Origin of the sequence: Neotamlana nanhaiensis (assembly GCF_000943555.1) — a bacterium.
Taxonomy (GTDB): Bacteria; Bacteroidota; Bacteroidia; order Flavobacteriales; family Flavobacteriaceae; genus Neotamlana; species Neotamlana nanhaiensis.
Genome location: NZ_JTDV01000010.1, coordinates 120,867 through 145,986, shown reverse-complemented (window position 1 = coordinate 145,986; position 25,120 = coordinate 120,867). Strand labels below are relative to the sequence as shown.

Annotated in this window: 26 protein-coding genes; 14 read left to right on the top strand and 12 right to left on the bottom strand. The window is 33.1% G+C overall.

The window, feature by feature from the left end; genetic code table 11:
• Positions 1-143 precede the first annotated feature (143 nt).
• From PK35_RS11215 to PK35_RS11205, 3 genes are all read left to right on the top strand, one after another.
• Positions 144-410, top strand: coding sequence for an STAS domain-containing protein (locus PK35_RS11215; RefSeq protein WP_238320911.1), 267 nt, complete (start codon positions 144-146; stop codon positions 408-410).
• 40 nt (positions 411-450) lie between these two features.
• Positions 451-1,689 (top strand): oligosaccharide flippase family protein, encoded by a 1,239-nt coding sequence (locus PK35_RS11210; RefSeq protein WP_044626813.1) that lies wholly within the window; start codon positions 451-453, stop codon positions 1,687-1,689.
• A 115-nt stretch (positions 1,690-1,804) separates the two neighbouring features.
• Positions 1,805-3,022, top strand: a complete 1,218-nt coding sequence (locus PK35_RS11205) for a glycosyltransferase (protein WP_044626812.1) — start codon at positions 1,805-1,807, stop codon at positions 3,020-3,022.
• On the opposite strand, the gene PK35_RS11200 is transcribed toward PK35_RS11205, so the two are convergent.
• The 3 genes from PK35_RS11200 to PK35_RS11190 are packed head-to-tail and all read right to left on the bottom strand — an operon-like array spanning position 3,012 to position 8,821.
• A complete protein-coding gene (locus PK35_RS11200) occupies positions 3,012-4,529 on the bottom strand; it encodes a glycoside hydrolase family 2 TIM barrel-domain containing protein (protein WP_044626811.1) in 1,518 nt (505 codons plus the stop codon). The genes PK35_RS11205 and PK35_RS11200 overlap by 11 nt on opposite strands.
• The gene (locus tag PK35_RS11195; RefSeq protein WP_044626810.1) at positions 4,523-5,728 is read right to left on the bottom strand and encodes a hypothetical protein; all 1,206 of its coding nucleotides are present in this window, start codon (positions 5,726-5,728) and stop codon (positions 4,523-4,525) included. Before PK35_RS11195 ends, PK35_RS11200 begins: the two co-directional genes overlap by 7 nt.
• Positions 5,729-8,821 (bottom strand): membrane protein, encoded by a 3,093-nt coding sequence (locus tag PK35_RS11190; protein WP_044626809.1) that lies wholly within the window; start codon positions 8,819-8,821, stop codon positions 5,729-5,731.
• A 176-nt stretch (positions 8,822-8,997) separates the two neighbouring features.
• On the opposite strand from PK35_RS11190, the gene PK35_RS11185 reads away from it, so the two are divergent.
• From PK35_RS11185 to era, 3 genes are all read left to right on the top strand, one after another.
• Positions 8,998-10,185 (top strand): response regulator, encoded by a 1,188-nt coding sequence (locus PK35_RS11185; protein WP_044626808.1) that lies wholly within the window; start codon positions 8,998-9,000, stop codon positions 10,183-10,185.
• A 120-nt stretch (positions 10,186-10,305) separates the two neighbouring features.
• Positions 10,306-11,001: a BamJ family beta-barrel-assembly machinery protein gene (locus PK35_RS11180; protein WP_316930180.1), complete on the top strand. Its 696-nt coding sequence runs from the start codon at positions 10,306-10,308 to the stop codon at positions 10,999-11,001.
• Between the two features lie 106 nt (positions 11,002-11,107).
• A complete protein-coding gene (gene era / locus PK35_RS11175) occupies positions 11,108-11,989 on the top strand; it encodes a GTPase Era (RefSeq protein WP_044626862.1) in 882 nt (293 codons plus the stop codon).
• 190 nt (positions 11,990-12,179) lie between these two features.
• Here the strand turns inward: era and PK35_RS11170 are convergent, their stop codons facing one another.
• The 5 genes from PK35_RS11170 to PK35_RS11150 are packed head-to-tail and all read right to left on the bottom strand — an operon-like array spanning position 12,180 to position 16,326.
• Positions 12,180-12,662, bottom strand: coding sequence for a DUF192 domain-containing protein (locus PK35_RS11170; RefSeq protein ID WP_044626806.1), 483 nt, complete (start codon positions 12,660-12,662; stop codon positions 12,180-12,182).
• On the bottom strand, positions 12,662-13,585 hold the full coding sequence (gene lgt / locus PK35_RS11165) for a prolipoprotein diacylglyceryl transferase (RefSeq protein WP_044626805.1): 924 nt from the start codon (positions 13,583-13,585) through the stop codon (positions 12,662-12,664). The genes PK35_RS11170 and lgt overlap by 1 nt, the downstream gene beginning before the upstream one ends.
• Before the next feature lie 54 nt (positions 13,586-13,639).
• A complete protein-coding gene (locus tag PK35_RS11160; protein ID WP_044626804.1) occupies positions 13,640-14,767 on the bottom strand; it encodes a peptidylprolyl isomerase in 1,128 nt (375 codons plus the stop codon).
• Positions 14,768-14,771: 4 nt separating this feature from the next.
• Entirely contained in the window at positions 14,772-15,314 is a 543-nt protein-coding gene (gene gldI, locus PK35_RS11155) for a gliding motility-associated peptidyl-prolyl isomerase GldI (RefSeq protein ID WP_044626803.1), read from the bottom strand.
• A complete protein-coding gene (locus tag PK35_RS11150) occupies positions 15,307-16,326 on the bottom strand; it encodes a DHH family phosphoesterase (RefSeq protein WP_044626802.1) in 1,020 nt (339 codons plus the stop codon). The genes gldI and PK35_RS11150 overlap by 8 nt, the downstream gene beginning before the upstream one ends.
• Before the next feature lie 86 nt (positions 16,327-16,412).
• On the opposite strand from PK35_RS11150, the gene PK35_RS11145 reads away from it, so the two are divergent.
• Positions 16,413-16,832: a nucleoside-diphosphate kinase gene (locus PK35_RS11145; protein ID WP_044626801.1), complete on the top strand. Its 420-nt coding sequence runs from the start codon at positions 16,413-16,415 to the stop codon at positions 16,830-16,832.
• Positions 16,833-16,923: 91 nt separating this feature from the next.
• On the opposite strand, the gene PK35_RS11140 is transcribed toward PK35_RS11145, so the two are convergent.
• The 4 genes from PK35_RS11140 to recF form a co-directional block, all read right to left on the bottom strand.
• Positions 16,924-17,112: a cold-shock protein gene (locus tag PK35_RS11140; protein ID WP_044626800.1), complete on the bottom strand. Its 189-nt coding sequence runs from the start codon at positions 17,110-17,112 to the stop codon at positions 16,924-16,926.
• A gap of 160 nt (positions 17,113-17,272) precedes the next feature.
• Positions 17,273-17,569, bottom strand: coding sequence for a DciA family protein (locus tag PK35_RS11135; protein WP_044626799.1), 297 nt, complete (start codon positions 17,567-17,569; stop codon positions 17,273-17,275).
• A gap of 114 nt (positions 17,570-17,683) precedes the next feature.
• Complete coding sequence (locus PK35_RS11130) at positions 17,684-18,097, bottom strand: hypothetical protein (RefSeq protein WP_044626798.1); 414 nt, start codon at positions 18,095-18,097, stop codon at positions 17,684-17,686.
• A 291-nt stretch (positions 18,098-18,388) separates the two neighbouring features.
• Positions 18,389-19,468 (bottom strand): DNA replication/repair protein RecF, encoded by a 1,080-nt coding sequence (gene recF / locus PK35_RS11125; protein ID WP_044626797.1) that lies wholly within the window; start codon positions 19,466-19,468, stop codon positions 18,389-18,391.
• Between the two features lie 139 nt (positions 19,469-19,607).
• Here recF and PK35_RS11120 point away from each other — a divergent pair, with 139 nt between their 5' ends.
• The 7 genes from PK35_RS11120 to PK35_RS11090 all read left to right on the top strand — a co-directional run bounded on the left by PK35_RS11120 (position 19,608) and on the right by PK35_RS11090 (position 25,071).
• The gene (locus PK35_RS11120) at positions 19,608-20,384 is read left to right on the top strand and encodes a tetratricopeptide repeat protein (RefSeq protein WP_044626796.1); all 777 of its coding nucleotides are present in this window, start codon (positions 19,608-19,610) and stop codon (positions 20,382-20,384) included.
• A 1-nt stretch (position 20,385) separates the two neighbouring features.
• Positions 20,386-20,871 carry a 6,7-dimethyl-8-ribityllumazine synthase gene (gene ribH / locus PK35_RS11115; protein WP_044626795.1) on the top strand — a complete coding sequence of 162 codons (486 nt, stop codon included), beginning with the start codon at positions 20,386-20,388 and terminating at the stop codon, positions 20,869-20,871.
• 130 nt (positions 20,872-21,001) lie between these two features.
• The gene (locus PK35_RS11110) at positions 21,002-21,232 is read left to right on the top strand and encodes a hypothetical protein (protein WP_044626794.1); all 231 of its coding nucleotides are present in this window, start codon (positions 21,002-21,004) and stop codon (positions 21,230-21,232) included.
• Between the two features lie 16 nt (positions 21,233-21,248).
• Entirely contained in the window at positions 21,249-21,530 is a 282-nt protein-coding gene (locus PK35_RS11105) for a hypothetical protein (protein ID WP_044626793.1), read from the top strand.
• A gap of 6 nt (positions 21,531-21,536) precedes the next feature.
• Positions 21,537-23,423: a DNA mismatch repair endonuclease MutL gene (mutL, locus tag PK35_RS11100; protein ID WP_044626792.1), complete on the top strand. Its 1,887-nt coding sequence runs from the start codon at positions 21,537-21,539 to the stop codon at positions 23,421-23,423.
• A 47-nt stretch (positions 23,424-23,470) separates the two neighbouring features.
• Positions 23,471-24,217 carry a rhomboid family intramembrane serine protease gene (locus tag PK35_RS11095; protein WP_044626791.1) on the top strand — a complete coding sequence of 249 codons (747 nt, stop codon included), beginning with the start codon at positions 23,471-23,473 and terminating at the stop codon, positions 24,215-24,217.
• Complete coding sequence (locus PK35_RS11090; RefSeq protein ID WP_044626790.1) at positions 24,217-25,071, top strand: rhomboid family intramembrane serine protease; 855 nt, start codon at positions 24,217-24,219, stop codon at positions 25,069-25,071. The genes PK35_RS11095 and PK35_RS11090 overlap by 1 nt, the downstream gene beginning before the upstream one ends.
• Positions 25,072-25,120: the final 49 nt, after the last annotated feature.

Below are 25,120 nucleotides of genomic sequence, written 5' to 3'. Positions count from 1 at the left end.
ATACTGCAAGTTAATACCAAAATGCACTTCATTCACCTACAGCAAATTGCAACTCACCGAAATTTAAAAGCCGTCGGTTGATATTTAAATGATATTTGCATCAATATCAAACGAATAATAAATTAATGTTACGCAAAATGACTATGGAAATTATATCTAAAAATAAGATTTTTGTGATAGAAGGCGAAATAGACGCCTCTAACGTTTCGCAATTTAAAAACGAGATTATAGCACTTTTTAATCGTTATAGTGAAATTATTTTGAACGTTGATAAGGTAAAGTCTATAAGTCTGGCAGGAATAAAAGCCTTTATAGAACTTAACTTATTTGCTTTTGAGAAGAAAAAAGTCTTATCGGTTGAAGGTAAGCAAATTAGCGAATTTTATAATCAAAACATAAGTAACCTATAAATTATTAATAGCCCCAACATTGATAAACTCCAAATCTATCATGCAACTTTTAGCCACTTTAAAAACAAGGAAAATTACTCCAGAACAATTGTTTATGCTTAGCGTACTAATTGTTAATGGAGGTAATTATTTATACAATTTAATTCTGGGTCGTATTTTAGGACCTGCGCAATTTGCAGATGCAGCCGTTTTAATTACTTTTTTGCTGGTTTTAAGTTTTGCAGCCATGACATTTCAATTGGTTACAGCAAAATTTTCGGTGTTGTTTGAGAACGATACGTTTAACAGTTTTATTAGTAAAATTTATAAGAATGCCCTTTTGGTAGGTGTTGTTTTAGGATTGCTAATTGTTTTATTTGCTAACCAATTGCAAGTGGTTTTCAATACATCGTCTGCCAGTATGTTTATGGTTTTTGGCTTTGGTGTGCCGCTGTATTTTATAATGAGCGTAAATCGCGGTGTTTACCAAGGGAAAAAAGCGTTTAAGTCGCTGTCAATTACCTACCAAGGCGAAATGTTAAGCCGTTTGGTTATTACTTTAGGGTTAATTTATATGTTAAATTTGCAGTCTTCAATAGTAATAGCCATTGGTATTTTAGTGTCGTTTATGTTTGGCTTAGTACCATTTAAGATGCCTAAAATAGTATCGGTAAAGCATTTATCGTTAAGCCAAACTAATACAAAAGCAATTAGAAGTTTTTTTGTAATTACAGCTTTTTATGAGTTAACCCAAATTATAATAAATAATAGCGATATTTTATTGGTAAAGCATTATTTTGAATCGTACGATGCAGGCTTGTATGCATCGTTAGCTTTAATAGGACGTATCGTTTATTTTATAGCTTGGATGTTTGTAATGTTATTATTACCAACAGTAATTCAATTAAAAAAAGAAGGAAAAGAAACAGCTCCAGTTTTATTTAAGTATGTGGCCTATATAGCAGGAATTGCCATTTTAATTACATTAGTATGCGCCTTATTTCCAAAAACGGCTATTACCCTGTTATTTGGTAAAAGTTATTTAGCTATGGCACCCTTATTATGGAAATACGCTTTAGCCACCTCGATGTTCGCTATTTCAAATATTTTTGCATATTATTATTTATCGCTCGATAAATACTTGCCCGTTATAATATCGGGTGTTTTTGGGGTTTTGCAAATGGGATTAGTTGTGTTTTTTCACGATAGCTTATCTCAGGTTGTACATATGCAAATAATAGCTATGTTACTTTTACTTATTATTCAAATGGCGTTTTTTAAGTTAAATCATAAAAAATAGTCTAGTCTAAAGCAAATTACCATTCGTCTACACTAAAATAGCGTTCTATCTAAAATTACTTATTAAAGTAAGGTAAATCCTCAAATTTGTACCATAATCCTAAAAAATCTATATCATGAAATTAGCACTAGTTACAGCTTATCCGCCAAGTAAGGTTACTTTAAATGAGTATGCATACCATCTTGTAAAACAATTTAGGCAACAGGAAGATATTACAGAACTTATATTACTAACCGATAAAACAGAAGGCAATAAGGATCTTAACTTTACCGAAGCAGGTTGTAAAATTACTGTTAAAGAATGTTGGAGTTTTAATAGTTATAAAAATATTTTTAGTGTAACTAAGGCTATTAACAATACGAAACCCGATGCGGTATTGTTTAATTTACAGTTTATGAAATTTGGCGATAAAAAAGTAGCTGCCGCTTTAGGTTTAATGTTGCCACTTGTTTGTAAATTAAAGCGTATTCCTAGTATAGTTTTGCTTCATAATATTTTAGAAGAGGTAGATTTAGGCAGTGCAGGTTTTACAAATAGTAAGCTTATGCAAAAAATATATGGTTTTATTGGTTCTAGTTTAACACGTTTAATACTTCAAGCCGATACCGTTGCACTAACTATGCAAAAGTATGTTGATATTTTACAGGATAAATATCACGCTAAAAACGTGAAATTAATACCTCATGGTACGTTTGAGATAGCTGAAGAGCCAAATTATAACATACCAAAAGCGCCAATGCAAATTATGACTTTTGGTAAGTTTGGTACTTATAAAAAGGTAGAGCAGATGATTGAAGCCGTAGAGCAAGTGCGAACTAAAACAGGATTGAATCTTGAAATTGTAATTGCAGGAACCGATAACCCAAATGTTCCAGGATATTTAGAGGGGGTAAAACAACAATATTGTCATGTTAAGCAACTACGATTTACAGGTTATGTAGAAGAGCATGAGGTTCCTGGTTTGTTTAACGATAGTGCTGTGGTGGTATTTCCATATACTTCAACTACTGGAAGTTCTGGAGTTTTACATCAAGCGGGTAGTTATGGGAAAGCGGTTGTAATGCCCGATTTAGGAGATTTAGCACTTTTAATAAAAGATGAAGGTTATCGCGGTGAGTTTTTCGAGCCAACCTCGGTAACTAGTTTAGCTAATGCTATTGAAGCCATTGTAACCAATGAGGAATACCGAGTTAAGCTTGGAAAAGCCAATTATAAAGCAGCTACGGCATACCCCATGTCTAAAATAGCTCAAATGTATGTGGCTACTTTTAAAAGTATACTATCAAAGCGAAATAATAGAGAAGAATTAGCTACAAACGAAGTTATTCTTTAGAAATATATTGAAAGGCGGGTTTAGTCTCTCGGTTTTGGTTAATAAAGCCAAAATGCCCTTGAACTCGTTTTCGCCATGGAAGTCGACCAACGACTTCCTTTGGTATTTTAGCAAAGTCGTATAAGGTCCAAGACATAAATTGTAACTCATTTTTAGCAATTATGTTTTGTGCCATTTTATGATAATTTGCTTGGTCTTCTTCGGTGCTTCCAAAGGGTTTCCAAAACCCGTTATACGACGATAATCCAAATTCCTGCATAACAATAGCTTTGTTTTTTATTTGCTTTTTTAAGGATGTTATCGCCTCGTTTAATTGCTTTAAATCTTCGTAATAATGAAACGAAACAAAATCAACTTTACTCAATAAAATTGTGGCACTTTGGGTGTTGGACCATCCTATGGTAACCGGGTGTTTTTTATCCATTGTTTTTACTAAATCAATCATTTTTTCTAACCAAGCTATTACATTTTGTTTACCTCTAGATTCAAAATCTAAATTTGGTTCGTTTTTTATATCGTAAGCCAATATAGCGTCATGGTTTTTTACTGCGCTAATTATTTGTTCGGCATGGCGTTGGTTAAGTGTCCAATTCATCATCGAATAATCGCCATAAAAATCAAACAAGGTTAAAACCACTTTTAAGTTATGCTCTTTTGCAATATCCAGTGTTTGTAATAGTTTTTTAAGTTTTAAAGGATTTACTTTTGCCGCACCAAAATCGTCGTATTGCACAAAAATTCTAATAGAATTTAATCCAGCATCTTTAATAATTTTAAAGTCTTGCGCTAAAGTGTCGGTCGAAAACTGGTCGCCAAACATATCCCATGGTGTGGCTTGCGGATAGTAATTTATACCTTTAATGTTTAAACTATTGGTGCTTATAGTTGCAGAGGTTTGTTTTGTTTCTTGTGTTTGTTCTTTTACCATATGCCTTATACGCCAAAAGCCATCTTCAAGTAAAAATACAATTTTGTAAGTCGAAGTTTCATTGGTTTCGTGTAAAAGACTATCGTTTTTAAATATGCGTTTGTATTCAGTTACATCCTTATCGGTAATTACGGCAAGTTGGCCATCTTCACTAAAAAAATCTAAATTAGGATTATGGTTAAGCGTTGTTGCTTCAATCGAAATGTTGTTTTTTTTGTTAAGCTCAATAAAGCGATACAAATTTTCGCGTGCACTTTCGGTATAGTAATCTTTAATGCCAGCTATTTTATTGGTTTTGTAAGCAATTTGCTTAACGTACCATGCATCGAGGTAATCGTTTTGTAAGGTATTTAAGTTTTCATTATCCATGGGGCGACCTTCGTTACGTAATGGTTGCCAAATAATTTTTGGTAAATACTGCTCCACCTTTGCAATTTCTGTATGGAGCATTTTACTGCGGTCGGCTCCTGTATTTAAATAGCTAAAAATAGCACTTAAACCATAAGTTAAAAGGGCTATAAGCATAATATACGATGCAATAAGTATGGTTCGCATAATAGTTTTGTTTAAACTTACCATAACGTTAAGGTTTTAAATTCTTTTGTAATTCCAGCAGTTTCAACGGTTATATCATATGTGCCGTTTTTAAAAATTTCGGGTTTTAAATTAAAGGTTACATAGCCATTAAAAGAAGTTTTTATAAAGGTTTCAATGCGTTTGTTGTTTTGATGAATTTGAAGTTTTACCTGCATGCCATCGGGTATCATCTGTTTCATAAAACTTTGTAAAGGTCCAATGGTTAGATTGCGGTTTTTATTTTTAAAAGCAACTTCAAAATCTTGAATAACTTGTTGGTAGCTTACCAAAATAGAGTTGCTTTCGGCCATACCTTCAACATAGGCTTTTATGCGCCAAGTGTCGCCATAATCTGGATGAATAATTTTAGCAGTAGCAATGCCGTTAATGGTTAACCCCGATGACTTTAAAACGTAACCTTTATTATTCGTAATAAAAAAGTTAACAAAAGTACCATCACTTACCACATTGTTATGTGCATCTTTTATTACAGAAGTCGTGCACGTGGTTATTTGGTTTCCATCGGCGTAATTATGTGGCCGATTTACCATAATGGTAAAATTTGATGGAATTGCAGGCATAGCATTTACCGTGAATTCTTTTGAATTTGTTCCTAAACTTTCAGAAGACACCAAAATGCGTCCATCTTTTTTATGTGCGTAAATATTACGGTAAGCTATTAGGTTTTTGGTATAAACGGCATTAGTTTCTTCAATATTTATAAATTGATGTTTTACGTTTACTAAAGTATTGGTTGGTACAGGGTTGTCTAAACTATCGGTAGGAATTACAACAAGCATACTATAATCTGTACCGCCGGCTTCAATACTTGGCGGCCCAATGTAGGTTTCCATTGATGCTACTTGGGGTTTTGGAACAATGGTTAAATGGCCTGAAATATTTTCGGGTGTACCAAGTATTTTCCAGTTTATAGCTCCAATTTTATTGGTCATGTTTGTTGGGATAGTAAATTCTAAAATGTTGTTATTTAGCTTTGATGCTAAAACGGTGCTACCATAACTATTTGAGCAATATAAAAGGGGTTTTAAATTAGTACTGCTTGAAAATTTTAAAACGATAGGTTCGCCAACAGGTATTGATGCGGTGTTAGTTAATAATTTTATAGATGAATTTTGCTGAGCTTCAGAAAAAATAACTGAAACCAAGCTTAAAAGTAATATGTATATTAATTTTAATTTCATTTAAAATGGACTAGCAATATAGGTGTTGATTTCAATTTTTATAAAACTAAAATCAGGGTGATTTATAGGTTGAAGCTCGCTATTTACATGATTTAAAATACGATTAGGAACAATTTTATTCGAAATATCTTCATTAGGTAAACCATTAACAAAAATGTTTTTCATGCTAGAATTAATTATTTCTACAGCACCTTCATTTAAAATAGGATAATTAAAATCTTGTTTGCGCTCTTGCCTAACACCTTCTTTTATAAATAAGTGGTCCACCCAAAGCATCGATTTATTTTCATCGTAATACGTTATAAGTAATTGAGGAATAGTAATTTCTTGAATGCCACTATTAAATAAATTGCCGCTTATACTGTTTTGGTTAATACTTAGGTCGCTTAGTACAACACTTTTGTATAAATCAGATCCGGCTACGTTTCCAGCTGCTTGTAAATTGAATTTGGTGGGTTGTTCCTCGAATGCTACGGGAGTAAATTCATCGGGGTTAAAAGTATCTGGAATAGAATCTTGTGTTTTAGACCATGCGATGCCTTCAAAATTAATCCTGAAACTACTAGTTTCCTTAGGCATAAGTTTATGCTTTACATGGTATTTTGCATTATAGGTTGCTAGTTGTTTATTGTTATTGTTGTAAAGTGTACCTTTTAAAATTATATCGGCTGGTACATTGTCAATATTTTGTACTTCGCCAATTATAGCATAACTACCATTGTATTTTACAAGTTTTGCAGAAATTACCTCTAAAACGGGTTGTTTTAAAATATCCTCGTGGTGTGTTTGTTCGGTGGTAATACGGCGGCGACCTTGGTTGTAATATTTAGTAACGTTGTTTGAGTAAAGTTGGTCTGGAGGTAAATCGTTATCAAGATCATCGGGTAATAAATACCATTTTCCTTTTATTTTAGTAAGCGATTTATAGTCGGTTTTAGCAATTTTTTCCAAAGGGGTAATCCAGTTTGTAAATACCGTAGCTGTGGCTGTACTATCGTTATGCATTATTACTTCGGCTTTTATGGCATCCATTTTAGCATAACTGCTTAATAAGCCGTCTGTAACCGAAATTTCTAACATATATTGCGCAATGGGTATGTTGCTTTTAGGGTCTATTAAGCTGTGGGCTTTTTCAAATTCTTTAAAATCTAATGCATCATAATATGCTATAATTGCATTTTCAGGACTTCGTTGTGAATCGTTTTTTAAATAAAATAAATAAATGCCGTAACACACAACTATCGCCAGAAAAAGGGACCACACATGTGTAATTCTTAAAACATTTCTATTAAATTTATTGTAAGTAATACTAAATTTTAAAAACGCCTTAGGAGGCTTTACACGGGTTTTTAGCATGTTAACCCATAGCATTTGTATATTTAAAATAAAAGCAATTAAAACAGTTAAAAACGGCATAATGCCCCAGTGAATTTTTAGCCATTTAGCGACATCTTCTTTGGGTAAAATAGATGAAACTGGAGGAATATTTAGTCGTTCCCAAACCATAATACCATTTTCTAATTGTCGCAGACGTTGCCAACCACAAAAAAATAGAATAGGATCGTAGAATTTATCGTTCGAGAAAATGTATTTTAAATTATATTTTTCGGGAGTGGTTAAAAATTGTTGTAACGAGCCAATGCCAGCTACACCTTTAAATTTAGAGTTTTCTAAACGTTCTATGGGGCGCGTGGTTAATTCGGGTAAACGACGTGCCGAATGGTAATTTCCATCAACAGTCATAGCGTTTGTTTGTGCACTTAGCCACGCCATTTGATCGCCAAATCCTAGGGTTAAAAATCGCCACTTGTCATGGTCGTCTTGATTTAAGAAATTAACAATAGGTAGCATTTTAATTTTTTGCGGTTGCGATGGTCTAAAATAATTTAAACTCATAGTAAAAACGACCATAAACACAAATAAACCAGCTAAAATTCCGCCAATTATACGATGATATATTGCACCAAACTTATTTTGAATTAATGCTTTCATATCGCCTTCAACAAATCGATATGCAAATTCACCCATAAGAGGAATGGACATTATAGAAGCCCAAAGTGTAAATCTATCTAAGGTTAATATGTTAAATGCCGTTTCGCCTAAAACTTTAATTGGAATTGGCGTCGTTCCGCCCGTACCTAAAATAGTTAGAATGGTAATAGATAAACCAAAAAAAATATAACGCTTGCTATAATATCTGTAAAAAATATAAGGTAAAAGCACTAATAAAACGCCCCAAGGAATTAGGAAAAATACGAGTCCGGACGAGGTTATTTCTAAAAAATTATCGCGCGAACCGTGTGGAATAGGAACTTGAGTTATTGGGTTGGCTTTCGAGTTTATCCAATAAGGTAGTATACAACCTACTATTAAAACCAGCGAGCAACCTCCAAAAATAACAATACGTTTAAAAAGTTTAAAAAAGCTGTTTAAAAAAATCTTGAAAGTTACTTCTTTAGTGGTGTTAACCTGCTCTCGAGAAACATCCATAATTACCATTCCTATTAATGGGAATATAAAAAATACCATACCAAAAATAGGGGTAACGTGATGCGAGGTTACAGTAACAGCAATAAGCGATAAACAGGTGGCTAAATACCATTTTTTTCCCGTTTTAATCCATAAATATATTTCGGGTAAGGCATGCATTAAAACCGATACACCAACAATACTAGGTAACTGACCAAAAATATGTAAGGTTTCTACAAACGACGACGAAAATACAGCTAAAACCGAGGCGTAACCAGCAACAGTTCGGTTGCCAGAAATGAGTAAAGAAAAGCGGTAAGAACCCGTTATAAATAAAATAATTGCAATTAGCGCTACTGCAAACATTCCAAATTTTACACCGCCAACATACGACAGTAAACCAATAGATTGATGCACCAATGGCGGGTAGCTTTGTACGGTAAAACCAGTGTACCATTCGTAATTCCATGGTTCAAACCAGCTATTCGCATAATGATCGGCAAAAAACAAATGTATCAAAGCATCGTAAGTGGTTTCTAAAGTAAAAAAAATAGAACTCCCATGAAATGCCAACCCTAAAAGAAGCGCTGCTATTAAATATTTGTTAGATTTTTCGGGTTTCAACTTGTTGTTTTGTTAATAAAAGTAAAGATATAAATTGGTTTGTACTAAATTTTTTCACTCGTCTATACTAAAATACCATTCGTCTACACAATATATTCCCTTAAACTAAAATAAGCTTTTTCAGTGAGTTATCGTAATACATTTGTAATCCAAATCAGTAACAAATCAACTTAGTTATGAAAGTTTTAGCAATCGACGATCAGCAGTTAGTTTTACTGCCATTACAAAAAAGATTAACCGAGCTTGGTTACGAAGTAGCCATTGAAACAAACTCTAAAAAAGGCTTAGAGGTTTTTAAAACATTTAATCCAGATTTAGTAATTGTAGATATTAACATGCCTGAGATTTCAGGATTAGAAGTGGTAGAGCATATTCGAAAATCTGATAAACCTAAAACTTCTATTATGGTGCTTTCTGGAAACACACAAGACGATGTGATTACTAAGGGATTCGATTTAGGAATAGACGATTACATGAAAAAGCCGCTAAGTTTAAACGAGGTTTGCGCTCGAGTAAAACGTTTAATTGGTGTGCCCGATGAAACAAAATGCACCTTAAATGACGAAGTTGTAATTCAACAGCGATGTGTTGGCGTGGTTATTCCATGTTACAACGAAGAAGAACGCTTATTAAGTGATGAGTTTTTAAGTTATATCGATAAGTATTCTGGTTATCATTTATGCTTTGTTAACGATGGAAGTAAAGATAATACACTCGATGTTTTAAAGAATTTACAAAAAGGAAGAGAAGATTTTATCACGGTATATAATTGTGAGAAAAATGGAGGAAAGGCAGAAGCGGTACGTTTAGGTATGCTGCATATGGCGGCCAAAAACGATTTAGATTTTATTGGTTTTTTAGATGCCGATTTATCGACCGATTTAGAAGATTTCGACGATTTAGTAAAAACCATTGAAGCTTCAAACTTTAAAATAGTAAGCGGTTCTAGAATTTCTAGAATGGGCGCTAACATAACCAAAGAATCGGCAAGAAAAATTATAAGTTTAACCATTAATTATATTATCCGTAAAATCTTGAAAATGGATTTTAAAGATACTCAGTGTGGTGCTAAAATTTTTAGAAAAGATGTTATAAACATTGCATTTGGAGAAAAATTTGTTACCCAATGGATATTTGATGTTGAAATATTTAAACGCATAAGTCATCATTTTGGTTTAAAACAAGCAAGAACATTGCTATGCGAGCAACCATTAAAACGATGGATTCATGCCGATGGTTCAAAATTATCAATGAAAGATTCGGTTAAAATAGTTATGCAGTTAGGTCAAATTGCATGGGTTTATAGAAAAAAGAGAAAGGTTAATAGCACACCAATAAAGAGCATGGTTGTTAATAGCAACTAGTAAGTTGATTGATTGTTTGGAAAAGGAATGCGAGAGCATTCCTTTTTTATTTCTAAATAGTTTAGTCTTCAATATTATTTTTCCTATTTTTGGCAATCAATAAAAAATAAAATGAAACTAATGAGATTTTTAAGTTTAGCAATTGTAGCAGTGCTACTTGTATCATGTAACAAACAAGGTGTTACAAATAAACCCTTAACAACAGAAATAGACTCTGTAAGTTATGCCATTGGTATGGATGTGGCTAAAAACGTAAAAAATAGCTTCGATGAGTTCGATACAGAGCTTTTTATTCAAGGCTTTATGAATGTTACCGATTCTACAGATATGCAAATAGATGCCACTCAAGCACAACAATTAATAAGAACCTATTTTCAGAAAAAACAACAAGAAGAGTTAGCTAAAAGACAAGAAAAAGCGAAGCAAAATAAAGAAGAAGGCGAGAAGTTTTTAGCTGAAAATAAAGCAAAAGATGGTGTTGTAACAACCGAAAGTGGTTTACAATATATTGTTTTAAAAGAAGGAACAGGCGCAACACCAACCACTACCGATAGAGTAAAAGTTCACTATCATGGAACTTTAATTGATGGTACAGTTTTCGATAGCTCTGTAGATAAAGGTACACCAGCCGAATTTGGAGTAACACAAGTAATAAAAGGTTGGACTGAAGGTTTACAGTTAATGAAAGAAGGCGCAAAGTATAAGTTTTTTGTGCCTAGCGATATTGCATACGGTGCAAACCCAAGACCAGGTGGAAAAATTGAGCCAAATGCAACTTTAATTTTCGATGTAGAATTACTAGAAATATTAGAGTAATTAAATAATAAACTTCGTAAAAAGGTGCTAAATACGTTTAGCACCTTTTTTTATGGAACAAAATAAAATACCAAGTTGTACCTTTGCAGCAAATAAATTTTTTAAAATGAAGCATAAAGCTGGTTTTGTAAATATTATAGGAAATCCTAACGTAGGTAAATCTACCTTAATGAATGCTTTTGTAGGCGAGAAACTCTCTATTATAACCTCAAAAGCGCAAACAACACGTCATCGTATTTTGGGTATTGTAAATGGTGACGATTTTCAGGTAGTTTTTAGTGATACGCCAGGTATCATTAAGCCCGCTTATGAGTTACAGGAATCGATGATGGATTTTGTAAAATCGGCGTTTGAAGATGCCGATGTGCTTATTTATATGGTTGAAATTGGTGAAAATGCTTTAAAAGATGAAGCCTTTTTTAATAAAATAACAAATTCAAAAATACCTGTTTTATTACTTTTAAATAAAATTGATGTTTCAAATCAAGAACAATTAGAAGAGCAAGTGCAACTGTGGTCGCAGCAAGTACCTAATGCCGAAATAATTCCTATATCTGCTTTAGAAGGTTTTCAAGTAGAGGCTGTTTTTAACCGAATAATTGAGTTACTTCCTGAATCGCCACCATTTTATCCTAAAGACCAGCTTACCGATAAACCAGAGCGTTTTTTTATAAACGAAACCATTCGCGAAAAAATTCTTCTGCACTATAAAAAAGAAATTCCTTATGCCGTTGAGGTAGATACTGAAGAGTTTTTAGAAGAAGAAAAAATTATTCGTGTGCGCTCGGTTATTATGGTAGAACGCGATACACAAAAAGGTATTATAATTGGCCATAAAGGTAGTGCCTTAAAGCGTGTAGGCGTTGAGGCTAGAAAAGATTTAGAAACCTTTTTTGGTAAGCAAATTCACCTTGATTTATATGTTAAGGTGAATAAAAATTGGAGAAGTAATCAAAACCAATTGAGACGTTTTGGTTACAACAATTAAATAATAGTAAGTTTTTATTATCGTAACAATTTATTAATATAATAATTCAATATTTGCGCTGTCAAAATGAAAGTATTGTTTTGACACGTTTTGAGTTAGTTAGTTTTAAAAAAGCTTTAATTGATATTCTTCTTTTTCAATTAGGGCTTTTTTGTTTTTAAGGATATTTAGGACTTCAAAAAAGAAATAACTATTGTTTTATAAAGTCAATACTATCGCCAACCAGAATGTGTTTTTCATCAACTAAGCCTGCATTAATTTCAAAAACATATTTTGCAGGAACGTTTGATGGTAAAGAAGCTTCATTATAAGGTTTCGCGTTTTTTTGAAAACTAACAATTTTATTATTGTCATCAATAAAAATAAGATCCAATCCAATTTTTGTATTTTTCATATAAAACGAACGCGGTTGCACATCATTAAAAATAAAAAGCATACCACGGTTCGCTTTCATGCTATTTCTGTACATTAAACCAGTTTGGGTTTCGTACTTGGTTTCTGCTATTTCAATGTCAAATTTAACTTGTGTGCTGTCACTTTTAAAAATAGTAAGTTCGCCTTCTTTTGTAAAGCTAATTTCGGTTTGTTTAATAACTTTTTTGTCTTCTTTACACGACGTGAAAACAATTACCAAACTTAACAAGAAATACGAAACGTAGGATTTAATAGTCATTATTTTGCCACAGTTTTGGGTTTGTAAACAAACATAAAATAAAGTCCAATTAAAATAAACGGAATACTTAACCATTGTCCTGTATTTAAACCAAACCAGTTAATGTATTCTTCGCCTTGGGGTTCTTTAAAGAATTCAATAAAGAAACGAATAGACCATAATAGAATTAAAAATAGCCCAAATAAAAAGCCTGTTTGTTCACTTTTTTTAGTTTTTGCGTAGAAATACAATAAAATTAAAAACACGAAAATATAGCAGAACGATTCGTATAATTGCGCTGGATGTCTGTATGGTACAGCGCTAAGTAATTCAGCGTTATTAGCAATGGCATCATAAGCTTTTTGTACGTTTTTAATGCCTGTAATTTGTACCGCTTCATATTTGTTGTAATAATCTTGAATAAAACGCACGCCTAAAGGGAAGTCGCCCGATTGTTTACCAATAATTTCAGAATTTATAAAGTTTCCAATTCTAATAAAAACAGCTCCTGAAGCCACAGCAATTACAATGCGGTCTAATATCCAAAGTATCGATTTGTACTTGTATTTTCTTCGGTATAAATACATGCCAATAATAATGCCAATGGCAGCACCATGACTAGCAAGACCTTGAAAACCCGTGAACTCAACACCATTTTTAAAACTAAATGGCAGAAATATGCTAAAAAAGTCTTCTTGTATTAATTCCGATTGATAAAATAACACATGGCCTAAACGCGCTCCAAGCATGGTTGCTAAAACGGTATAAATAAAAAGCGGATCGAGATTTTCTAAAGCAATTTTTTCTTTAGTAAAAATACGTTTCATAATGTACCAACCAACTACAAAAGCGGCAACCCACATAAGGCTGTAAAAATGGATTTTAAAATTTCCAACAATATCAATGCCAGTAACGGGATTCCAATCGAGTTTTAGTAAATGCATAGGTGTAATTTTATGGGTAAATATAGCCCTAAAAACAGTGTTTTTTGTTAAATTTTAATTAATAAGTTCAATGGTCTCTATCTCGAAAATTAAATTCGATTTTCCAGGAATACCGCGATTGCCATATTCGCCATAGGCTAAATGATAGGGAATGAAAAAGGTGGCTTTATCGCCTAAACTTAGTTGTTTTAATCCTTCTTTTAAACCCGAAATTAGCGGCGCATCGGCACTCAATTCCAATTCAACAGGTTGGTATTTGTCTGCTAATTTTCGTTTTTCGTTAACGGCGTCAAGGGCTTCAGCCGTTTCAAGTTTGCTGGTTTCGAGTAGTTTGGCATCTTCAAAATATACCGCGTAATGGCATGATACAATATCGCCGTCTTTTAGTTTTTCGCCTGTACCGTTTTCTGAAATAAAGTATTTTAAGCCAGATTCTAAAGTTGTTGCTTTTACTTTTTGAGCTTCAAATTTGTTTTGCGAAGCTTTAATTATTGCAGCTTCTTTTTCGGCTTTTTCTTTAGCTAAGCGTTCTTCTTCTGCAAAATGATTAATAAAAACATCATTAGCTTTAAATTTCTTAGCTACTTTGCCTTTTCTAATAATATTTAGTTCGGTAATTACAACATCTTTTTTAGGGCGGTTTCTACCATCTACTTCAACATTGGAGATAGAGTCTTGAATATTTAAACCTATAACCAATTCGCCAAATACGCTATGTACGTTATCGAGATGTGGTTTAGGAATTTCGGTAATGAAAAACTGACTGCCATTGGTGTTTGGTCCTGAGTTTGCCATCGATAAAATACCAGGTTTATCGTGTTTTAAATCTGGATGAAATTCATCTTTAAATTTATATCCAGGATCACCCATGCCTGTACCTTGTGGATCGCCTCCTTGAATCATAAATTTATCCATAACACGATGAAAAATAGTGCCGTTATAAAATGGTTTGTCTTTATAAATGCTATCTACCATAGTATTGGTGCCTTCGGCTAGCGACACAAAGTTGGCTACGGTAATTGGGGTTTTTTCCAAGTTTAATTTAGCTACCATAATACCTTTTGTGGTAATAAATTCGGCGTAAATGCCATCTTCTAAATCAGGATATTGGGCTTTGCAAGAGCTTAGGTTAAGTAATAAAACACAGCTTAAAATGAAAATAGATTTGTTGTAGATATTCATTTTTTTATGGGGTTTGATTTTGGGTAATTGAGTTTACAGTTACTTTACAAATTAATGGGGTGTTGTGATGAATTTTATTGTCGTCGCCATAATAACCATAGGCCTTTTGCGATGGAAAAATGAAGGTTATGGTTTCTCCTGCTTTCATAAGTTTTAACCCTTCACGCATACCAGAAAATAATTCTTCTTTATCCATGGCATAGTTTTGAGTTTTTATGTCTTCGGCGGAGTAAATTTCGTGTCCGTTTAAGGTTTTTACGTTGTAATTATAGTTAACAATATCTCCAAATTTAGGCGTTATTAGGGTGTCTGCTTCAATTTTATTATTGTAATAGTACCAAAAACCGTTATCGGAAGCTATATAATTTTCGGCTTTATTTTGCATTAATTTTTCAATTAAAGCATGCTCTTTGGCGTTTAGCTTTTTATTACGTTCGATAGATTCGTTTATAAACGATCCCGATTTCACTGAAATGGGTCGTCTGGCTTCGGGCGATTTGCATCCAAAAACTAAAATAAGTAGTAAAAAGGTTAAAAATTTATTCATTATTAAGGGCATTGTTATAATTTGGTAAGATACTAATAAATTTTTCAACCGTTTCGGTTAAATTTAAAGTGCTTCGGCCACCAGCGGCATTGGTGTGTCCGCCACCATTAAAATGCTCGCGAGACATTAAATTTACAGAGAAATCACCCTTTGATCGCAGTGAAATTTTAATAATACCTTCTTGTTTATCTTCAATAAAAATAGCAGCTAAAACAATGCCTTGCAACGATAAACCATAGTTTACAAAACCTTCGGTAAACCCTTTTTTAAAGTTATAACGATTAAGTTCGTCTTGCGACAGCGTAATATATGCAGTACGGCTTTGGGGTATTACTTTTAAATTATTAAGGGCGCAACCTAAAAGCTGCAGGCGTTCGTAACTATTAGTGTCGTAAATATTATTATGAATTTGCGAATTGTTGGCTCCTTTTTCGATTAAATTAGCGATAATTTGATGCGTTTTACTTGTTGTTGAAGGAAAACGGAATGAGCCTGTATCTGTCATTATTCCCACATACAAACATGTTGCCGTATCGGCATCAATACTATTTTCATCGCCCAACATATTAATGTAATTATAAACCATTTCGCAAGTAGAACTCATGGTAACATCACTATAGGTGTAAGTAGCATAAGCGTCTGGCGATTGATGATGATCTATCATTATTTTTAATGCGCTACTTTTGGTTAGCGACTCTTCCATGGTTCCCGTACGATGAAATGCATTAAAATCTAAGGTGAAAATAACATCGGCATTGTTTATAAAAGTGTCGCAATTTACGGGCGATTCTTCATACTTTAGAATAGTTTCGTTTCCAGGAATCCATTTTAAAAATTCAGGATAATCGTTGGGCATTATAACTTGTACCTCGTGATTTCCTTTTTTAAAATAATGAAATAAACCAAGTGAAGACCCAATAGCATCGCCATCGGGGTTTTTATGCGCAACAATTACAATGCGCTTTCGTGTTGAAAATAAGTGTTTTATGTGTGTTAAGTCTGCATTATTCATAGTTGGCGAAGATACAATTTTTTAAAATTGAATAGCTTGTTTTTAATTTTAAATACATTACTTTTGCAGGCAAATAAATAACTTACATGGCAACAAATAGAACATTTACAATGCTTAAGCCTGATGCTGTTGAAAAAGGACACATTGGTGCAATATTAGAAAAAATTTCGGCTTCAGGATTTAAAATTGTAGCAATGAAATTAACACAATTAACTAAAGCTGATGCTGAAGAATTTTACGCTATTCATAATGAGCGTCCGTTTTTTGCAGATTTAGTTGAATATATGACTAGAGGTCCAATTGTTGCGGCAATTCTAGAAAAAGATAATGCGGTTGAAGACTTTAGAACTTTAATTGGAGCTACTAATCCTGAAGATGCTGCTGAAGGAACGATAAGAAAATTATATGCTGCTTCAATTAGTGAAAACGCTGTGCATGGTAGTGATAGTGATGAAAATGCAGCGATTGAAGGTGCTTTCCATTTTTCAGGAAGAGATACTTTTTAAGCGAAATTTTTTAAACATAGAAATTAAAAAACCCGCTAATTAGCGGGTTTTTACTTTTAAAAAAGTCAGCAATTACTTTGTATATATATAATTAAATAATTTTTACGTTTACTGCGTTTAAACCTTTTCTACCTTCTTGTAGTTCGAATTCTACGTTGTCTCCTTGGTTAATTTCATCAATTAAACCAGAAATGTGAACGAAATGTTCTTTTTTTGAACCTTCTTCAACAATAAAACCAAAGCCTTTTGAGTCGTTGAAGAATTTAACTGTTCCTGTCATTTTTTAAAATATTAAATTAATTATTATGTTTTGCAAACTCAGTGCCAAATAATAATTATTAGCTATCGATTTAACAAAAAGTTACACAGCCGAAAGATACTAAAAAAAAGCATTGAAACTATTTTTTGAGGTATTAATTTAAAATTAATAAAAAATGTAATTATCTTAAAATCAGTTTTTTAATAATTTCCTTACCTAACTCTTCATTAAGCATGTTAATAATTTTTTGTTTACCATAGCTTAATTCTTCTCTAAGCACGCTCGAACTTAAGCTAACATAAAGAGTTTCACGCTCTAAAGTTACCGAATTGGTGTAGTTGGTTATACCGTTACCCATAAGTTTTTCCCAAGCGTTGGCCACATTAACCTTGTCTAAACCCTTTTCTAATTTATTGGTTTCTACAAATTGTTTTAGCGCGTCACTAATACTTAAATGGTCATGGTTTCTTTTTTGCATGTTATTATTTCAAAATAAGTATCAAAGGTAATTATTTTAAAACGTTATTGTTGATTAATATTTTGTTTCAATACATTTTTTATGTTAAAAAAACGATGTGCTTCAAAAGGGTTTTTAACAACCGCCTCCGTAATCCGTTTGAAGCATTGGGCTAAACGAGATAAGTATAGATTCCTTGTCGCCATTAGGCGATTCAATTTCTATAAAATATGAACCCGATGCGGTTGCAAAGTATGAGCTGAAATTGGAATTGATTACATTATACTCTAAAATAGAGTACGTAACAGCGGTTATAGTATATTCAATATCATTTCTTAATACGGTGTTGTAGCTTTCTCCATCAACAGGAATGCCAGAGTAGGTGTACGGCGTATTTACATTACCAATATCATGCATAATCAAATTTAGATATTTAATTTCAATAGATTCTGAACCGTTGGTTATTTTTGGGCCTCTAATAAACCAATGAGCATCGTCTTGAATACCACCTTCAAGTCCGCAGGCAAAAATAAAGTCCGCATCATGCATGGTAAATGATAGGGTTTGATTGTTAGATAGCGTAAGTGTTACGTTAACATTGGCTTATGGTGTCGTCTTTTCAATCTCAGAGGTTTCTTCATCTTTATTACATCCGCAGAAAATTATTGTAAAAAGTACTAAAAGTATTCTGCTATATGTTTTCATAATTTGTATGTTTTATGCACATCGAAATTATGATAAAACGTGAGCATATAATTTAAAAAACGAGTTGAGTTGTTTAAATAGTTGTGGTTGATAAATCCGGTGTTTTAAAGGCGTGTGGGAAGAATTGGTGTGGTTTTATAAGTTGAAAATCTCGTAGCTTTGGTGTACTTGTTTTACGGCATTTTCGGTTCGGTTGGCGTGGGTGTCGCTTATAAATAACTGTCCGAAATTTTCATCGTCAACCAATTTTATAATTTGTGCTACTCGGTTTTCATCCAACTTATCAAAAATATCATCGAGTAATAAAATGGGATTTACGCCACTTTGCGCTTTTATAAAATCGAATTGAGCCAATTTCAACGCTATTAAAAACGATTTTTGTTGTCCTTGACTCCCGAATTTTTTAATTGGGTGCGTTTCAATATTAAACTGTAAATCGTCTTTATGTATACCAACACTGGTGTACTGTAAGGCTTTGTCCTTATTAATAGCTTGTTTTAAAAGCGTGTCTAAATCATTGTTAAATAAATGACTACTGTACACCAAATCTACCGTTTCATTACCATTGCTAATGGCTTGGTAACGCGATTTAAAAATAGGAATAAATGCTTGTAAAAAAGCATCTCGCTTTTTAAAAACTTGGGTGCCAAATTCATTAAGTTGGTTGTTGTAAACCTCAAGTGTATCTTGATTAAAAGTATGGTTTAAGGCAAAGTATTTTAGTAGTGCGTTGCGCTGTGCTAAGATTTTGTTGTAGCTAATTAATTGATTTAGATAGGTTTTATCGCTTTGTGAAATTACACTATCAATAAATTTTCGGCGGGTATCGCTACCTTCAATTATTAAATCTCTATCGGCGGGCGACACAATTACCAAAGGTAAGAAACCAATGTGTTCACTAAATTTATCGTAAGCTTTACCGTTGCGTTTTATTACTTTTTTTTGCCCGCGTTTTAGGCTAATGGTTATTTTTTCTTCAGCTTCAGCTTTATCGTAATTGCCATTTATTACAAAAAAATCTTCGTCGTGTTTAATGTTTTGTGTTGCAATTGGGTTAAAATAACTTTTTCCAAAGGATAAATGATAAATTGCATCAAGCACATTTGTTTTTCCAATGCCATTGTTACCTACAATACAATTAATTTTGTTGTTGAAAACAAACGATTTACTTTCAAAATTCTTGTAATTAAGTAAGGATAACGATTTTAAAATCATAAAAAAGGGCAGCTAAATTTGCATTTAAAGGCTTACAAGCTATAAAGAAGCGCAAATTATTGAAAAATATCAAATAAATAGGCTTTTAGTTATGAAGAAAAATTTTATTTTTGCGCCACAATAATTTAGACAGCATAGCATGGCGACTTATAAAAAGAAAGGTGGGAAACCACAAACAAAAGTAGAAAAGCAAATTGATATTGAAGAGGATTCTACTACTGCAGAAGTATTTAATACCTTAGACGAAACTGCGTCGAAAACAGAGGCTTTTGTTGAGAAAAATCAGAAATATATATTCATTATTATTGGTGTTGTTGCCTTAGTAGTTTTAGGTTCGATGGGCTATAAAGAGTTTATTGCGAAGCCAAAACAAATCAATGCTATGAACGATATGTTTCAAGCTCAAAAATATTTTAACGATGCTGTAAACAGTACAGGAACGGCGAAAGATTCGTTATTTAATTTAGCGTTGTCTGGTGGCGAAGGTAAATTTGGTATGTTAGATATTGTTGAAGAATACAGCGGAACACCATCGGCTAACTTAGCAAATTACTATGCAGGTACAGCGTATTTAAACTTAAAAAATTACAAAAATGCGATTGAGTATTTAAGTGATTTTAAAAGTGAAGATGAAGTGTTAGCGCCATTAGCAAAAGGAAATATAGGTGATGCATTTGCACAATTAAATCAGCAAGAAGATGCATTAAGCTATTACGAAGAAGCTGCTAATATGAGAAACAATGAGTATACTACACCAATGTATTTGTACAAGGCAGGTGTAATTGCTTTAGAATTAGGAAAAGCAAGTAGGGCTTTAGGATATTTTGAAAAAATACAAGAAGACTATGCTAATTCTACCGAAGCTTCTAAAGTTGAAGTGTTAATAGGAAAAGCACAAGTGTTAGCTAACAAATAATATGGCTACAGAAAATAAAAACTTATCAGAATACGATAAAAACACAATCCCAAACGCGAGTAACTTTCGGTTTGGGATTGTTGTTTCAGAATGGAATGAAACCATCACCGAAGGCTTGTGTAAAGGTGCTATTGATGCTTTAATTGATAATGGTGTTGCTAAAGATGCTATAATTCGTTGGGATGTTCCAGGAAGTTTCGAGCTTATTTACGGTTGTAAAAAAATGATTGAACAAAAGGTTGATGCTGTAATCGCCATTGGTAGTGTGATACAAGGTGAAACTAAGCATTTCGATTTTGTTTGCGAAGGTGTAACTCAAGGTATAAAAGACTTAAATGTTACTACCGATACACCCGTAATTTTCTGTGTACTTACCGATAATACTATGCAGCAAGCCATCGATCGTTCTGGCGGAAAACATGGTAATAAAGGTACTGAAGCAGCGATTGCTGCTATTAAAATGGCCCAATTGCGTTTGAATAGTTAACAGTAAGCAGTTCGCATTTATTTTGGCCTCGAGTCTGTGGTCATCAAGCCTTGTTGTTAACAATTTTTGGCATTTCTACGTCTTAATTCTGCCTATTTTTAAGTATTTTTGAGGTTTAAATACCACAATTTTGTTTAAACAACGCAAGCCCAGAACGTTTAATTACCAGCCTCGTTTTTCAAAGGAAAATAAAGAAAAATCCAACGAAAGTGATGCCGATAAAAAAGACTTTGTCTCAAAATGGCGAAGCAGTGTGGGGAACAGAAAAAAAGCAAAGGGCATTATGCCAATTCGCACATTAATTTTGGCTTTGGTATTATTATTGATTTGTATGTATTTACTCGAAAAAAAATACATGTAACTTAAAGCTAAACACTATGGGACTTTTAAAAACGCGTAAAAACAAAAAATTTAATTATCAACCACGTTATTTCGACGATAAAGGCGAAGGTAATCCGTTTGAAATTAAACATAAATTCGACGATTTTAGAAAAACCGTTGAAACCAACAAAAGCATAAAAACACGATTTAACGAGGCTTTAGAAGATTATAAAAATCCAGATAAAGAAGCGAATCGTCGTATTTTAATAATTGTGGGAATTTTAGTTTTAATATTTTTATTTATAATCGATTTCGATTTATCTATATTTTTTTCATAATAATTTATGGCAGACATTATACAACTTTTACCCGATCATGTAGCAAACCAAATAGCCGCAGGAGAAGTTGTACAACGTCCCGCTTCGGTAGTTAAAGAACTTCTTGAAAATGCCATTGATGCTGGAGCAAATACGATAAAATTAATTATTAAAGATGCCGGCAAAACCTTAGTTCAGGTTATTGACGATGGTAAAGGCATGAGTACTACCGATGCTCGATTGAGTTTTGAGCGTCACGCCACATCTAAAATTCGTTCTGCCGACGATTTATTTCAGCTACATACAAAAGGTTTCCGTGGTGAAGCTTTGGCAAGTATTGCGGCCATTGCTCATGTAGAACTTAAAACGAAGCAAGAAACTGATGATGTAGGGAACACGGTTCAAATTGAAGGAAGTAAAGTGGTAGCCCAAGAGGTTGTGGTTACACCTAACGGTACATCGGTAGCGGTAAAGAATTTGTTTTTTAATATCCCGGCGCGACGTAACTTTTTAAAATCAGATGCTGTAGAGTTACGACATATTATCGATGAGTTTCATCGTGTGGCTTTAGCGCATCCCAACATAAGTTTTTTGCTGTATAACAACGGTGGCGAAAGTTTTAACTTGCCTGTTAGTAATTTTAGACAGCGCATTGTTAATGTTTTTGGAAGCAAAACCAATGAAAAATTGGTTCCTGTTAACGAAGACACCGAAGTACTTAAAATTTCAGGTTTTGTTGGTAAGCCAGAGTATGCTAAAAAAACTAGAGGCGAACAATACTTTTTTGTAAATAATCGATTTATAAAGAGCGCCTACCTAAATCATGCTATTGCTTCAGCTTTCGAAGGATTGCTTAAAAGTGGGACACATGCGAGTTATTTTTTAAATTTAGATGTCGATCCGCAAACTATCGATATCAATATTCATCCAACTAAAACCGAAATTAAGTTCGACGACGAGCATACGCTTTACGCCATATTAAGAGCTGCGGTTAAACACAGTTTAGGGCAGTTTAATATTGCTCCAGTTTTAGATTTTGATAGAGACCCGAATTTAGATACGACTTACGAACAGCAAAAACGCAATATAAAAGCGCCGCAAATTGAAGTGGACAGAAGCTTTAACCCGTTTCAAGATGAAGCGGTTAAAAGTGAAGCAAAACCGTCCTTTTCTTCTGTGTCTAAGCAAAGTACTTCATTTAAAACAACGCCAAGTAATTGGGATAGTTTATATGTCGGTGTAGCTTCAAAAGAAATTAATAATAACGACGATACACTTGTCGATTTTAGTGAAGTTCAATTTGAAAGTGAAGAACAAACAGCTTCAATGTTCGAAAATGAGGAGATTGAACAGGCGAATACAACCTATCAAATTCACAATAAATACATTGTTAGTACTATAAAATCGGGTATGTTGGTTATCGACCAGTACCGTGCGCATCAGCGGGTGTTGTATGAGGATTTTTTAAAAAATCTAACAATAAAAGAAGCTACGAGCCAGCAATTATTGTTTCCGCTTCAGCTGCATTTTTCAAAACAAGATGTAGAAATTATTAAGCAATTAAAAGAAGATCTTGAATTTACAGGGTTTATGTTTGCTGAAATAACTCAAGAAACTGTCGAAATTACAGGCGTTCCTGTTGGTGTTCCCGAAAGTGAAGTATCTATTATTTTAGAGCAGTTAATAAGCGATGTAGAAAACGAAGTGCCCGATAGTAATTTTAGTGCGGCCGATTTACTAGCGAAATCAATGGCTAAAAGTTTGGCAATTAAAACCGGGCAATCTTTACAAAAAGATGAACAGGAACATTTAGTAAATAAGTTATTTGCTTGTAAAGAACCTAATGTTTCGCCTACTAATAAAACAACATTTATTACGATGAGTGTTGATGAATTAGATAAAAAATTTATATAATGTTACTTTAACTTAGATTAAAGATTTACAATAAGAAAGTTTAAATTATGATGAGAATCTCCGAGACTGTAAAACACTTAATAATCATTAATGTATTAATGTTTATAGGAACGCTTTTTATTGGCAATGGAGTATTTTATGATTGGTTTGCTTTATATTTTCCAAAAAATGAAGCGTTTAAACCTTGGCAAATTATTACACACATGTTTATGCATGGTGGCGGATATTTACAACACCTTAGTGTTACACATTTGTTGTTTAATATGTTTGCACTTTGGATGTTTGGTACGCCTGTAGAAAACGCCTTAGGCTCAAAGCGTTTTTTGTTTATTTATATATCGGCTGGATTAGGAGCGGTAGCGTTACAGTTAGGCTACTATTATTTTAGGTATATTCCTATGGAACAAGAAGCGATGGCTTTAGGTTTTACACAAGACCAAATTATTGAAGTGTTTAAAGAAGGTAAAGCGTTTAGAGCTATTGGGCAGGAGTTTAACGAAATTTATTTTGCATCAATGGTAGGCGCTTCGGGGTGTATAATGGGAGTTTTAGCAGCTTTTGGGATGATGAACCCTAATGCAGAACTTATGATGATCTTTCTTCCTATCCCTATAAAAGCTAAGTATTTTATCCCTGGAATTATTATATTAGATTTGATTTCTGGCATTACAGGACAATCCTTTTTTAGTCCAAGTAATACGGCATATATGGCTCACGTTGGTGGCGCGATTACCGGATTTATTATTATGTGGTATTGGAAAAAAAATCAGTTTAACCAAAATCGTTGGTATTAATGAGTTCTTTTGTTCAAGACTTAAAATACAAATTTGCTAACCTAAATGTATTAGAAAAAATTATAGCCATTAATGTGGTTGTTTTTTTGCTATCACTTGTGTTTAAAAATCAAATGGTTTGGTTTGAATTACCAAGTAGTTTTAGTGAGTTTATTACCAAACCGTGGACCATAATTAGTTATGCGTTTTTGCATTCGGAAACCGATTTTTTACATATTTTGTTCAATATGCTTTGGTTGTTCTTTTTGGGGCGTATGTTTTTAAATCTGTTTAGTTCAAAAATGGCTTTAAACGTTTATTTTTTAGGAGCTATTTTCGGGGGCATATTATTTATGTTAGGTTATACCTTGTTGCCTAGCTTGTTTGGTGAGTATTCTAGGTTGTTGGGAGCTTCGGCTGCAGTTAGGGCGTTACTTATTTTTTTATGTGCTTACATGCCAAACCAAGAAGTGCGCTTTTTTACTTTCAATATTAAATTATGGTATATTGGCTTAGGTATTGTAGTTTTAGATGTTGTTGGGTTATTAGGTGCTAACGCTGGTGGTAATTTGGCTCATTTGGGAGGTGCATTACTAGGTTATATTTATGCGAAGCAGTTACAAGTTGGAAGTGATATTGGTAGTGGTTTTGAACGGTTAATGGACAAAATTTTCAACGTATTTAAGTCTTCAAAAAAAGGGCCTTTAAAAACAGTACACAAAAACAAAAATAAAGTAGGTGGTTATACTAAAGCCGATTTTAATGAGTTTAATAATCAAAAAAAAGTGGATGTTATTCTCGATAAAATAAGTAAAAGTGGTTACGATAGTTTAACATCAGAGGAAAAGGAGTTTTTATTTAGAGCAGGTAAGTAGTAAACTCGTAATTTTTCAAAGTTTAAAAATCTTCAAATTAAAACAAGCA